This is a genomic window from Kosakonia oryzae, assembly GCF_001658025.2.
In the GTDB taxonomy this organism is placed as follows: domain Bacteria; phylum Pseudomonadota; class Gammaproteobacteria; order Enterobacterales; family Enterobacteriaceae; genus Kosakonia; species Kosakonia oryzae.
On the sequence record NZ_CP014007.2, the window covers coordinates 5,230,485 to 5,243,729 of the forward strand.

Genomic DNA, 13,245 nt, shown 5'->3' on the forward strand with positions numbered 1-13,245 from the left:
AAAAATATGCTTGGTTCCGCCTCGCTCTATGCCGCTATTGATCTTGGCTCCAACAGTTTTCATATGCTGGTTGTGCGCGAGGTGGCGGGAAGCATTCAGACGCTTTCCCGCATCAAACGCAAGGTTCGCCTGGCGGCGGGCCTGAGCAATGAAAATCAGCTTTCCCAGGAAGCGATGGAACGCGGCTGGCAATGCCTGCGTCTGTTTTCAGAGCGTCTTCAGGATATTCCCGCACAGCAAATCCGCGTTGTGGCGACAGCCACGCTCCGCCTGGCGGTCAACGCCCAGGAATTCCTCAATAAAGCGCAAGTCATCCTCGGTTGCCCGGTGCAGGTCATCAGCGGTGAAGAGGAAGCACGCCTGATTTATCAGGGTGTTGCGCATACCACTGGCGGTGCGGATCAGCGTCTGGTGGTGGATATCGGCGGCGCCAGCACCGAACTGGTGACTGGCACCGGCGCGCAAACCACTTCGCTGTTTAGTCTGTCGATGGGCTGTGTCACCTGGCTTGAACGTTTTTTTACCGACCGCAATCTCGGACAGGAAAATTTCGACGCCGCAGAGCATGCTGCGCGTGAAGTGCTGCGCCCGGTCGCCGATGAGCTTCGCCGGCACGGTTGGAAAGTGTGCGTTGGCGCATCCGGCACCGTGCAGGCCCTGCAAGAAATCATGATGGCGCAGGGTATGGATGAACGCATTACTCTCGCCAAACTTCAGCAACTTAAGCAGCGCGCCATTCAGTGTGGGCGGCTTGAAGAACTGGAGATCGAAGGTCTGACGCTGGAGCGTGCGCTGGTATTTCCAAGCGGGCTGGCGATTCTGATCGCAATCTTCACCGAGATGAATATTGCCAGCATGACGCTGGCTGGCGGTGCGCTGCGAGAAGGGCTGGTCTATGGCATGCTGCATCTGGCGGTCGATCAGGATATTCGCAGCCGTACGCTGCGCAACATTCAGCGCCGTTTTATGATCGATACCGATCAAGCCCGTCGCGTGACAGCGCTGGCAAAACGCTTTGCGCTGGATGTGGATAAAGAGTGGGAACTTGATGCTTACAGCATCGAAATATTGCAAGTTGCCTGCGAACTGCATGAAATTGGTTTGAGCATTGAGTTTAAACAGGCGCCGCTGCATGCAGCATGGCTGGTACGCAATCTCGATCTGCCGGGCTTTACGCCAGCGCAGAAAAAACTGCTCGCCACGCTGCTGCTGAATCAGACCAATGCTGTCGATCTCTCTTCCCTGCATCAGCAAAACGCCGTCCCGCCGCGCGTTGCAGAACATCTCTGCCGCCTGCTGCGCCTGGCGATTATTTTTGCCAGCCGCCGTCGCGACGATTTGTTGCCGGAAATTACCGTCAGCGCGCAAGGAGAAAAACTGACGCTGTCGTTGCCGCAGGGGTGGCTGAAAAGTCACCCGCTGGGCGCGGAGTTAATCGAGCAGGAAAGCCAGTGGCAAAGCTACGTCCACTGGCCGCTGGAAATTCAGTAAGCGTGAAGCCCGGTATCGCCGGGCTTTTTACTTCTCTTTTGCTTTCGCCAGCATGGCGCGAATATTTGCCACGTTGGCCTGGCCTTTGTGCATCCGCTCTTCAGCGCTCACCACTTTGCGCTCCTGCTCCCAGATCAGGTCATCCTGCGGCAATTCCAGCAGGAAACGGCTGGGCTCCGGGCGCACCAGTTCGCCATACTGACGGCGCTCTTTACAGAGGGTGAAAATCAGCTCCTTCTGTGCCCGGGTGATGCCCACATAGGCAAGGCGCCGCTCTTCATCGACGTTATCCTCATCGATGCTGCTCTGATGCGGCAGTAATCCCTCTTCCATACCGACCAGGAAGACATACGGAAATTCCAGCCCTTTGGAGGCGTGCAACGTCATTAGCTGCACCTGGTCAGATTCGTCATCGCTCTCACCGCGCTCCATCATATCGCGCAGGGTAAAACGCGTGACCACCTCCGCCAGCGTCATCGGCTCATCCAGTTCGCTACCTTCCAGCATTTCCGTCATCCAGCCGAACAGCGTATTGACGTTTTTCATCCGCATTTCGGCGGCTTTTGGGCTGGGCGAGGTTTCAAACAGCCATGATTCATAGTCGATGCCGTGGATCAAATCGCGTACCGCGGCAATCGGCTCACGCTCGGACAACTGCTGTACATCGCTCAGCCACTGCGTAAAGCGCGTCAATGATTCATAGCCGCGTCCGGTGAGCGTCTGATTCAGGCCAACATCAAAGCTGGCGGCAAACAGGCTTTTGTTGCGCAGCATCGCCCACTCACCCAGCTTTTGCAGGGTAGCGGAGCCAATCTCGCGCTTAGGCGTATTCACAATCCGCAAAAAAGCGCTGTCGTCTTCCGTATTGGTCAGCACACGCAAATAAGCCAGCAGGTCTTTGATTTCCGGACGCGAGAAAAACGACGTGCCGCCGGAAATTTTGTACGGGATGCGGTTCTGCATCAGGAATTTTTCAAACACCCGCGACTGATGGTTACCGCGATAAAGAATCGCATAATCTTTGTACTGGGTTTTGTTGACGAAGTGATGAGCTATCAGCTCCCCGGTAACACGTTCGGCTTCATGTTCTTCGTGATTCGCGCTAAGGATCTTCAGCTCTGGCCCATAGCCCAGCTCTGAAAAAAGACGCTTTTCAAATACGTGCGGGTTGTTGGCGATCAGGATGTTTGCCGCCTTCAGAATACGCCCGGATGAGCGGTAATTTTGCTCCAGCTTAATCACCTGCAACGCAGGGAAATCCTGACTCAGCAGCACCAGGTTTTGCGGACGCGCACCGCGCCAGGAGTAGATCGACTGATCGTCATCGCCCACCACCGTAAAACGCGCGCGCTGCCCCACCAGCAATTTCACCAGCTCGTACTGGCTGGTATTGGTGTCCTGATATTCATCCACCAGCAGATAGCGGATCTTGTTCTGCCAGCGTTCGCGCACCTCTTCATTGCGCTGCAATAACAGTGTCGGCAGCAAAATCAAATCGTCAAAATCGAGCACGTTGCACGATTTCATATGGCTATCGTACAAACCATAGCAGTGAGCAAAAATACGATCGCGCTCGCCCTTTGCCTGTGCGGCAGCCTGCGGCGGCGTCAGCAGATCGTTTTTCCAGTTCGAGATCGTGGAGATCAACTGCTGTAACACCACTTTGTCATCGTCGATCAGCCCTTCAGTCAGCTCTTTCAGCAACGCGACCTGATCGGTGTCATCAAACAGCGAAAAGTTGGATTTCATCCCCAGTGCGGCGAACTCGCGCTTAATGATCGTTAGCCCCAGCGTGTGAAAGGTGGAGATCATCAAACCGCGCGCCTCTTTGCGCCCCAGCGTTTGCGCCACACGCTCTTTCATTTCGCGCGCCGCTTTGTTGGTAAACGTCACCGCCGCGATATGTTTCGCCTGATAGCCACAGCCGCGGATCAAATGCGCGATTTTGTTGGTGATCACGCGTGTTTTACCGGATCCCGCACCCGCAAGCACCAGGCAGGGTCCGGTGACGAATTCGACGGCTTGTTGTTGTCCGGGGTTCAAACGCATAAAAAGATCACTCAATGAAAAACGGGAGGGAGAAAATGTACACAACGCTATTCAGACTGCATCAAGGCGGCAAAGCTGAATCCTCAGGAGCTTACAGAAGTAAGTCACCGGGGTGAACAGACGCAGCCAACAAAGAGATCGAAGTGTATAACAGCGTGGTAGTATAGCGAGCGTAAACTCTCACACTCAAGGCACGATCATGGCAAAAACCGCAGCAGCACTCCATATACTTGTTAAAGAAGAGAAACTGGCACAGGATCTTCTGGAACAGATCAAAAACGGCGGCGATTTCGAGAAACTGGCGAAGAAACACTCTATCTGCCCGTCAGGTAAAAAAGGCGGTCACTTAGGCGAATTCCGTCAGGGCCAGATGGTACCGGCGTTCGACAAAGTCGTGTTCTCCTGCCCGGTGCTGGAGCCAACCGGCCCGCTGCACACTCAGTTCGGTTATCACATCATTAAAGTGCTGTACCGCAACTAATAAAAAGCCCGGTGGCGCTAACGCTTACCGGGCTTATGCTCGTTACTGCTTTCCATTACCTATGGATTTCGGCTTAGGGAAAGTACATCCCCGGAAGTATAGAAACTATATGACCGGGGTGTACGAACGCCGCCAACGCATCCATAGGTCGGAATTAACCCGCTACCGCGATACGTTTCATATCCGTCATGTAGCCACGCAGTTTCTGGCCCACTTTCTCAATCGCATGGCTGCGAATCGCTTCGTTCACATCACGCAGCTGCGCGTTATCAACTGCGCCTTCCGCAATCGCTTTGCCCAGATCGCCGGTTTGCAGCGTGGTCATAAACTCTTTCAGCAGCGGCACGCAGGCATAAGAGAACAGGTAGTTGCCGTACTCAGCGGTATCGGAAATCACGACGTTCATCTCATACAGGCGCTTACGCGCGATGGTATTAGCGATCAGCGGCAGTTCGTGCAGAGACTCATAGTACGCCGACTCTTCGATAATGCCGGAAGCCACCATGGTTTCGAACGCCAGCTCAACGCCCGCTTTCACCATCGCAATCATCAGCACGCCTTTGTCGAAGTACTCCTGCTCGCTGATTTTGCCTTCAAACTGCGGTGCGGTTTCGAACGCGGTTTTACCGGTCTCTTCACGCCAGGTCAGCAGTTTTTTATCGTCGTTGGCCCAGTCAGCCATCATGCCGGAAGAAAATTCGCCGGAGATGATGTCATCCATATGTTTCTGGAACAGCGGCGCCATGATGCCTTTCAGTTGTTCGGACAGCGCGTAAGCACGCAGTTTCGCCGGGTTAGACAGACGATCCATCATCAGTGTGATACCGCCCTGCTTCAGGGCTTCGGTCACGGTTTCCCAGCCAAACTGGATCAGTTTTTCGGCATAAGCCGGGTCAGTACCGTCGGCCACCAGCTTGTCGAAGCACAGCAGAGAACCGGCCTGTAACATACCGCAGAGAATGGTCTGCTCGCCCATCAGGTCAGATTTCACTTCCGCTACGAAAGAGGATTCCAGAACACCTGCGCGATGACCGCCGGTCGCCGCAGCCCACGCTTTGGCAATCGCCATGCCTTCACCTTTCGGATCGTTTTCCGGGTGAACAGCGATAAGCGTCGGTACGCCAAAGCCGCGTTTGTACTCTTCACGCACTTCGGTACCCGGGCACTTCGGCGCCACCATCACGACGGTGATGTCTTTACGGATCTGCTCGCCCACTTCGACGATGTTAAAACCGTGGGAGTAACCCAGCGCAGCGCCATCTTTCATCAGCGGCTGTACGGAACGCACAACGTCAGAGTGCTGTTTGTCCGGCGTCAGGTTAACAACCAGATCCGCCTGCGGGATCAGCTCTTCGTAGGTACCTACTTTAAAACCGTTTTCGGTCGCTTTACGCCAGGAGGCGCGTTTTTCCGCGATAGCTTCTTTACGCAGAGCGTAAGAGATATCCAGACCGGAGTCGCGCATGTTCAGACCCTGGTTCAGCCCCTGAGCGCCGCAACCGACAATGACCACTTTTTTACCCTGAAGGTAGCTTGCGCCATCGGCAAATTCTTCACGCGCCATAAAGCGACATTTGCCCAGCTGCGCCAGCTGCTGGCGCAGGTTCAGTGTATTAAAGTAGTTAGCCATGGTAAGACCTCATGATGTTGTGTTGTCGTGCTTATTGTTCAGTTCGCTGATTCGCGAGATTGAACCCACTATATGACAGGAAATGCGTTGCTTAAATTGATATATTAACAATGTCACATTGCAATTTTTGCAATGTAAATTTGTGGAGCCTGTCTCATGGATTTACGCGATCTGAAAACCTTCCTGCATCTGGCGGAAAGCCGCCATTTTGGCCGCAGCGCGCGCGCCATGCATGTCAGTCCCTCCACGCTTTCACGCCAGATCCAGCGGTTGGAAGAAGACCTTGGGCAACCGCTGTTTGTACGCGATAACCGTACCGTCACGCTGACCGATGCGGGAGAAGAGTTACGCATCTTTGCTCAACAAACGTTATTACAGTATCAGCAACTCCGCCACTCGATAGACCAGCAAGGCCCATCGCTCTCCGGCGAGCTGCACCTGTTCTGTTCGGTTACCGCAGCCTACAGCCATTTACCGCCCATCCTCGACCGCTTCCGCGCTGAACATCCGTCGGTGGAGATCAAACTCACCACCGGCGATGCTGCCGATGCCATGGAAAAAGTGGTTACCGGTGAAGCGGATCTGGCGATTGCCGGCAAACCGGAAACGCTCCCCGGCGCGGTGGCGTTTTCAATGCTGGAGAACCTGGCGGTGGTTCTGATTGCTCCGGCGCTGCCATGTCCGGTGCGTAACCAGGTATCGCAAAACGAGCCTGACTGGTCGACGGTACCATTTATCATGGCCGATCAGGGGCCGGTGCGTCGGCGCATTGAGCTGTGGTTCCGCCGCCACAAAATCAGCAATCCCGCCATTTACGCGACCGTTGGCGGACACGAAGCCATGGTCTCCATGGTCGCGCTGGGATGCGGCGTGGCGCTGATCCCGGAAGTGGTGCTGGAGAACAGCCCGGAGCCGGTGCGCAATCGCGTGATGATCCTCGAACGTAGCGATGAAAAAACGCCGTTCGAGCTTGGCGTGTGCGCACAAAAAAAGCGGCTCTACGAGCCGCTTATCGATGCCTTCTGGAAAATTCTGCCGAACAACTAACCCGCCAGGAAAAACCGGAATGCCGGGTTATGCGTTTCATCGTGGCAGTCATAACCCAGTTCATTGAGCCGGGTTTCGAAATCCGGTTCGTGATCGCCCAGTTCAAACGCCGCCAGCACGCGGCCATAATCCGTGCCATGGCTGCGATAGTGGAACAGCGAAATATTCCAGTGCGTGCCGAGCGTATGCAGGAATTTCAGCAGCGCGCCCGGTGATTCCGGGAACTCGAAGCTGTATAAACGCTCCTGCAACGGTTTCGATGGTCGTCCGCCAACCATATAGCGCACGTGCAGTTTCGCCATCTCATCGTCGGAGAGATCCACCACGCTGTAACCACCGTCGTTCAGCAATGAAAGGATCTCCTGGCGCTCTTCCAGACCGCGACTCAAACGCACGCCGACAAAAATACAGGCATTTTTCGCATCGGCGAAACGGTAATTAAACTCGGTGACGGAACGTCCGCCCAGCAACTGGCAGAACTTCAGGAAGCTGCCCTTCTCTTCCGGAATGGTCACCGCCAGCAGCGCTTCGCGTTGCTCGCCCAGCTCACAGCGTTCAGAAACATAGCGTAAGCCGTGAAAATTGACGTTTGCGCCGGAAAGCACATGCGCCAGCCGCTCGCCATGAATGTTGTGTTTGGCGATATATTTCTTCATCCCCGCCAGCGCCAGCGCGCCGGACGGTTCCGCGACCGCCCGCACATCTTCGAACAGATCTTTCATCGCCGCGCAAATCGCATCGCTGTCGACGGTAATGATATCGTCGAGGTACTCCTGGCACAGACGGAAGGTTTCGTCACCGATACGTTTAACCGCAACGCCTTCGGCAAACAATCCAACGCGGGACAAATCGACCGGATGCCCGGCGTCCAGCGCAGCTTTCAGGCAGGCGGAATCTTCCGCTTCGACAGCAATCACTTTGATTTGCGGCATTAGTTGCTTAATCAGTACCGCAACACCCGCTGCCAGGCCGCCACCGCCGACCGGTACAAAGATCCGGTCGATATGCGCATCCTGCTGCAACAACTCCAGCGCCAGCGTTCCCTGCCCGGCAATCACCATCGGATGATCGAACGGCGGGACAAACGTGAACCCTTGCTGCTGCGACAGCTCAATGGCTTTGGCTTTCGCTTCATCAAAATTGGCACCGTGCAGCAGCACTTCTCCACCAAAACCGCGTACCGCATCGACTTTGATATCGGCTGTCGCCACTGGCATCACGATCAGCGATTTGATGCCGAGGCGAGTCGAGGACATCGCCACGCCCTGCGCGTGATTGCCTGCGGATGCCGTGATTACGCCATGCGATTTCTGCTCGGCGGTTAACCCGGCGATCATTGCGTAAGCACCGCGCAACTTGAAGCTGTGCACCGGCTGGCGATCTTCGCGTTTTACCAGAATGACGTTATCCAGGCGCGAAGATAGTTTGTCCATTTTTTGCAGCGGCGTCACCTGCGCCACTTCATAAACCGGCGCGCGCAGCACTGCCCTCAAATATTCCGCCCCTTCGGGGGCGGCGGAGAGGGGTTGGGATTCGGCCATCATTAACCCCCAAGTTTGGATTTATCGCGCACCGCACCCTTGTCTGCACTGGTTGCGAGACTGGCGTAAGCGCGCAGCGCGAAGGAGACCTGACGTTCGCGATCCACCGGCGTCCAGGCTTTGTCGCCGCGGGCTTCCTGTGCTTCACGACGCGCCGCCAGCTGCTGGTCGCTGACCTGCAGCTGAATACCACGGTTCGGGATATCGATAGCGATGATGTCGCCATCTTCAATCAGCCCGATGTTGCCGCCGCTGGCCGCTTCCGGGGAAACATGGCCGATGGAAAGGCCGGATGTCCCGCCAGAGAAACGCCCGTCGGTGATCAGCGCACAGGCTTTACCGAGCCCCATCGACTTCAGGAAGCTGGTCGGATACAGCATCTCCTGCATGCCCGGCCCGCCTTTCGGCCCTTCATAGCGGATTACCACAACATCGCCGGCCACCACTTTACCGCCGAGAATAGCCTCAACTGCCGCATCCTGGCTTTCATACACTTTTGCCGGACCGGTGAATTTCAGGTTGCTGTCATCCACGCCTGCGGTTTTCACGATGCAGCCGTTTTCGGCAAAGTTGCCATACAGTACGGCCAGACCGCCATCTTTGCTGTACGCATGCTCCAGCGAGCGAATGCAACCTGCGGCACGATCGTCATCCAGCGTGTCCCAACGGCAATCCTGTGAAAAAGCCTGGGTGGTGCGAATACCTGCCGGACCAGCGCGGAACATGGTTTTCACCGCCTCGTCTTTGGTCAGCATGACATCGTACTGCTCAAGCGTTTGCGGCAGCGTCAGACCGAGCACGTTTTTCACGTCACGGTTTAGCAGGCCTGCGCGATCCAGTTCGCCCAGAATACCCAGCACGCCACCCGCACGGTGAACATCTTCCATATGGTATTTCTGCGTACTCGGCGCGACTTTACACAGTTGCGGAACTTTACGGGAAAGCTGATCGATGTCACTCATGGTGAAATCAATTTCGGCTTCCTGCGCCGCCGCCAGCAGGTGCAGAACGGTATTGGTCGAACCGCCCATTGCGATGTCCAGCGTCATGGCGTTTTCGAATGCCGCCTTGCTGGCGATAGCGCGCGGCAACGCCGAGGCATCATCCTGCTCGTAGTAACGTTTAGTCAGCTCAACAATGCGTTTGCCAGCATTGATAAATAACTCTTTGCGATCGGCGTGGGTAGCCAGCAACGAACCGTTGCCCGGCTGCGACAGGCCCAGCGCTTCGGTCAGGCAGTTCATCGAGTTGGCGGTGAACATGCCGGAACAGGAGCCGCAGGTCGGGCATGCGGAACGTTCCACCTGTTCGCTCTGGTCATCAGAGACTTTCGGGTCTGCGCCCTGAATCATTGCATCAACCAGATCCAGTTTGATGATCTGGTTGGAGAGTTTGGTCTTCCCGGCTTCCATCGGGCCGCCGGAGACGAAAATCACCGGAATATTGAGGCGCAGGGAAGCCATCAACATCCCCGGGGTGATTTTGTCGCAGTTGGAAATACACACCATCGCATCTGCGCAGTGGGCATTTACCATATATTCAACAGAATCAGCAATCAGCTCGCGGGAGGGCAGTGAATACAGCATGCCGCCGTGGCCCATGGCAATGCCGTCATCGACGGCAATGGTGTTGAACTCTTTCGCCACGCCGCCTGCAGCTTCGATTTGCTCTGCAACCAGCTTACCAAGATCGCGCAGATGAACGTGCCCGGGCACGAACTGGGTAAACGAGTTTACGACAGCAATAATCGGCTTGCCGAAATCGGCGTCGGTCATCCCGGTTGCGCGCCACAGCGCGCGGGCACCCGCCATATTGCGCCCGTGTGTGGTGGTGGCGGAACGGTACTTAGGCATGCTCTTTTACTCCCGTCTGTCTTGTCGATGGGGTGGTACGTGCCATCCCATATTTATTTGCTATACCCTAAATAATTCTGGTTGTAGGAAGGCGGCAAGCGAGCGAATCCCCAGGAGCTTACATAAGTAAGTGACTGGGGTGAACGAGTGCAGCCAACACACCTACAACCTGAAGTATGACGGGTATTTATGGATTAACTTGATCCAACCAGCCCCACTTATCTTCCGTTTCACCGGTGAAGAGGCCAAAGAATGCTTGTTGAATACGTTTGGTGACCGGGCCGCAACGACCTTCGCCAACCTGAATACCATCAACGCTACGAACCGGGGTAATCTCAGCAGCAGTACCGGACATGAACACTTCATCCGCCAGATACAGCGATTCGCGGGACAGCACCTGCTCGCGAACTTCAATATTCAGCTCTTTCGCCAGCTTGATGATGGCATCACGGGTGATCCCCGGCAGTGCAGAAGAGGTGAACGGAGGAGTGAACAGAATGCCATCTTTCACTTCAAACAGGTTTTCGCCCGCACCTTCAGAGATATAACCGTTCACATCCAGCGCGATACCTTCCTGGTAACCGTGACGACGCGCTTCGCTGCCAACCAGCAGCGAGGAGAGGTAGTTACCGCCGGCTTTTGCGGCTGTCGGGATAGTGTTCGGCGCAACACGGTTCCACGAAGAAACCATCGCATCGATACCCTGATCCAGCGCTTCTGCACCCAAGTAAGCGCCCCACGGGAACGCAGCGATAATTACGTCAGTGCTGTAGCCCGCAGGCGGGTTCACGCCCATGCCAACGTCGCCAACAAAGATCAGCGGACGGATATACGCGCTGGTCAGGTTGTTTTTGCGGATCACTTCGCGGCAGGCTTCCATCAGTTCATCAATGCTTTGAGAAACCGGGAAACGGTAGATTTTGGCGGAATCATGCAGGCGCTGCATATGTTCACGATGGCGGAAGACTACCGGGCCTTTGTGTGAGTCGTAGCAACGGATGCCTTCAAAGACAGAGGTGCCGTAGTGCAGAGCGTGGGACATCACGTGAACTTTCGCGTCTTCCCAACGAACCATCTCGCCATTGAACCAAATGTAGTCTGCTTTTTTCGTCGTCATTGTTCTTCCTTTTGCGCTTACGCGCGGATTTGTTGTGATTGTGATGATGTGGCGCGTTGTCGGATATCAACCCGGGCAACGTCGACAAGTTTGCTCAATTGGCTAAACAGTAATTCGACAGGCCGCGGGCTGGCAACGGTCAATTCAATATTTATGTTCTGCGCATCGCTGGCGGTTTCCATATTCATCGCGCATACCTGAAAACCCCGATGGCGCACTACGCGCAACACGCGTTCTAACGTTTCCGGATTGAAGCGAGCCTCAACGGCGACCTGATGTTGCATCATGATAATTTCTCCAGCATTTGTGAGTTACTGGCGCCGGGCGGCACCAATGGCCAGACATTCTCAAGTTCGTCGATTGAGACATGAAGCAGGTATGGCCCTGAGCTCGAAAGCATGGTGTCAAGTGCCGCTTCAACCTGGTCTTTACGGGTGATGTGCTGGCCCGGAATGCCAAAGGCGCTGGCCAGCGTGAGGAAATCGGGGTTATCAGTCAGGGTAGTTTCGCTATAACGCTCGTTAAAGAACAACTGCTGCCATTGTCGAACCATTCCTAAACGCTGGTTGTCCAGCAATACCATCTTCAGCGGTAACTGTTTGCGTTTTACGGTGCCCAGTTCCTGCACATTCATCATGAAGGAACCGTCACCGGAGATACAGATCACCGTATCCTCCGGGCGGGCGACCTGCGCGCCAACGGCAGCGGGCAGACCAAACCCCATCGTGCCTAAGCCGCTTGAGGTAATGAAATTTTCCGGACGATCAAATTCAAGGTGTTGCGCAGCCCACATCTGGTGCTGCCCGACATCGGTCGTCACCACGCTGTTCGCTGGTTTGCGTTCTGAGAGTTGCTTTAACAGCAGCGGCGCATAAATCGCCTCGCCGGGATGGTCATAACGCCAGGCGTGCTCGCGGCGTAAGTCTGCGGCATATTGTCGCCACGCATCAATGGACAGCGCCTGTTGCAACGCCGGGAGCAATGCATTCAAATCCCCCTGCAACGCGACATGCGCCTGACGCAGCTTACTCATTTCCGCCGGATCGATATCCATATGAATCACTTTTGCATGCGGCGCAAAGGTATTCAGCTTGCCGGTCACGCGATCGTCGAACCGCGCGCCAACAGCAACCAGCAAATCGCACTCCTGAACCGCAAAGTTCGCCGCTTTAGTACCATGCATCCCCAACATACCGAGGTAATAAGCATATTCTGGCGCCACTGTGCCCAGGCCTTTCAGCGTACAAACTACCGGCATCTGTGTTGCAGCCAGAAACTCACGCAGAGCAGGAACCGCCAGTGCCATGCCAACGCCGCCGCCAACATATAACATCGGTTTTTTAGCCTGCGCCAGCATCTGGCGGGCCTGATCAACCTGCGCCTGCGGGAAGGAGATTACGTCATCAACGGTGGCGAAATAGGGCTCAAGATCGCCACTCGCCAGTTGGATGTCTTTAGGAATATCAACCAGAACCGGGCCAGGGCGACCAGAACTGGCGACATGGAAAGCTTCAGCCATTACGCGCGGCAGCTCTTCCAGGGATTCAACCAGAAAGCTGTGTTTGGTGCAGGCCAGCGACAAGCCCAACACATCCACTTCCTGAAAAGCGTCGGTACCCATCAGCGGAGCCGCAACCTGGCCCGTAATCGCCACCACCGGAACCGAATCTAACAACGCATCGGCAAGGCCAGTAATCAGATTGGTAGCGCCCGGACCGGATGTCGCAATGCATACGCCTGTTTTACCCGTTGCACGGGCATAGCCAATAGCAGCCATCGCAGCGCCCTGCTCGTGCCGGCACAGTAGGTGTTCCACGCCGCCGTCATACAATGCATCGTAAACCGGCATGATTGCGCCACCCGGATAGCCAAAAACCGTATCCACTTTCTGTGCCCGCAACGCATGTACTACCCACTGTGCCCCATTCATAGTCAGTTCCCCGCCGTATATCGGGAGAAACAGAATTTTGTGCTACAACTCATTCTCTGCTCCTCGTTTATATTTTTAAGTCATAAAAAAACCCCCGGACCTTTCG

11 protein-coding genes are annotated in these 13,245 nt (G+C 55.4%); 3 read left to right on the plus strand and 8 right to left on the minus strand.

The genetic code is table 11. From position 1 onward, the window contains the following. The first annotated feature begins 6 nt into the window (after positions 1 to 6). Positions 7 to 1,491 carry a guanosine-5'-triphosphate,3'-diphosphate diphosphatase gene (gene gppA, locus AWR26_RS24770; protein WP_064568889.1) on the plus strand — a complete coding sequence of 495 codons (1,485 nt, stop codon included), beginning with the start codon at positions 7 to 9 and terminating at the stop codon, positions 1,489 to 1,491. A 27-nt stretch (positions 1,492 to 1,518) separates the two neighbouring features. On the opposite strand, the gene rep is transcribed toward gppA, so the two are convergent. Next, positions 1,519 to 3,540, minus strand: coding sequence for a DNA helicase Rep (gene rep / locus AWR26_RS24775; protein ID WP_043955896.1), 2,022 nt, complete (start codon positions 3,538 to 3,540; stop codon positions 1,519 to 1,521). Between the two features lie 199 nt (positions 3,541 to 3,739). Here rep and ppiC point away from each other — a divergent pair, with 199 nt between their 5' ends. Further along, positions 3,740 to 4,021 carry a peptidylprolyl isomerase PpiC gene (gene ppiC, locus AWR26_RS24780; protein ID WP_007369190.1) on the plus strand — a complete coding sequence of 94 codons (282 nt, stop codon included), beginning with the start codon at positions 3,740 to 3,742 and terminating at the stop codon, positions 4,019 to 4,021. 154 nt (positions 4,022 to 4,175) lie between these two features. Here ppiC and ilvC read toward each other — a convergent pair whose 3' ends face one another. Continuing rightward, positions 4,176 to 5,651, minus strand: a complete 1,476-nt coding sequence (gene ilvC, locus AWR26_RS24785) for a ketol-acid reductoisomerase (protein ID WP_064568890.1) — start codon at positions 5,649 to 5,651, stop codon at positions 4,176 to 4,178. 156 nt (positions 5,652 to 5,807) lie between these two features. Between ilvC and ilvY the strand changes: the two genes are divergently transcribed. Continuing rightward, entirely contained in the window at positions 5,808 to 6,698 is an 891-nt protein-coding gene (gene ilvY, locus AWR26_RS24790) for an HTH-type transcriptional activator IlvY (protein WP_064568891.1), read from the plus strand. Here the strand turns inward: ilvY and ilvA are convergent. From ilvA to ilvX, 6 genes are all read right to left on the minus strand, one after another. Beyond that, positions 6,695 to 8,239, minus strand: a complete 1,545-nt coding sequence (gene ilvA / locus AWR26_RS24795; RefSeq protein WP_139227976.1) for a threonine ammonia-lyase, biosynthetic — start codon at positions 8,237 to 8,239, stop codon at positions 6,695 to 6,697. The genes ilvY and ilvA overlap by 4 nt on opposite strands. 2 nt (positions 8,240 to 8,241) lie before the next feature. Beyond that, on the minus strand, positions 8,242 to 10,092 hold the full coding sequence (ilvD, locus tag AWR26_RS24800) for a dihydroxy-acid dehydratase (protein ID WP_007369194.1): 1,851 nt from the start codon (positions 10,090 to 10,092) through the stop codon (positions 8,242 to 8,244). Positions 10,093 to 10,279: 187 nt separating this feature from the next. Next, positions 10,280 to 11,209, minus strand: a complete 930-nt coding sequence (ilvE, locus tag AWR26_RS24805; protein WP_043955902.1) for a branched-chain-amino-acid transaminase — start codon at positions 11,207 to 11,209, stop codon at positions 10,280 to 10,282. A gap of 17 nt (positions 11,210 to 11,226) precedes the next feature. Then, complete coding sequence (ilvM, locus tag AWR26_RS24810) at positions 11,227 to 11,496, minus strand: acetolactate synthase 2 small subunit (RefSeq protein WP_007369196.1); 270 nt, start codon at positions 11,494 to 11,496, stop codon at positions 11,227 to 11,229. Further along, the gene (gene ilvG, locus AWR26_RS24815) at positions 11,493 to 13,139 is read right to left on the minus strand and encodes an acetolactate synthase 2 catalytic subunit (RefSeq protein WP_064568893.1); all 1,647 of its coding nucleotides are present in this window, start codon (positions 13,137 to 13,139) and stop codon (positions 11,493 to 11,495) included. The genes ilvM and ilvG overlap by 4 nt, the downstream gene beginning before the upstream one ends. Before the next feature lie 2 nt (positions 13,140 to 13,141). Next, complete coding sequence (ilvX, locus tag AWR26_RS25940) at positions 13,142 to 13,192, minus strand: peptide IlvX (RefSeq protein WP_202626166.1); 51 nt, start codon at positions 13,190 to 13,192, stop codon at positions 13,142 to 13,144. Positions 13,193 to 13,245: the final 53 nt, after the last annotated feature.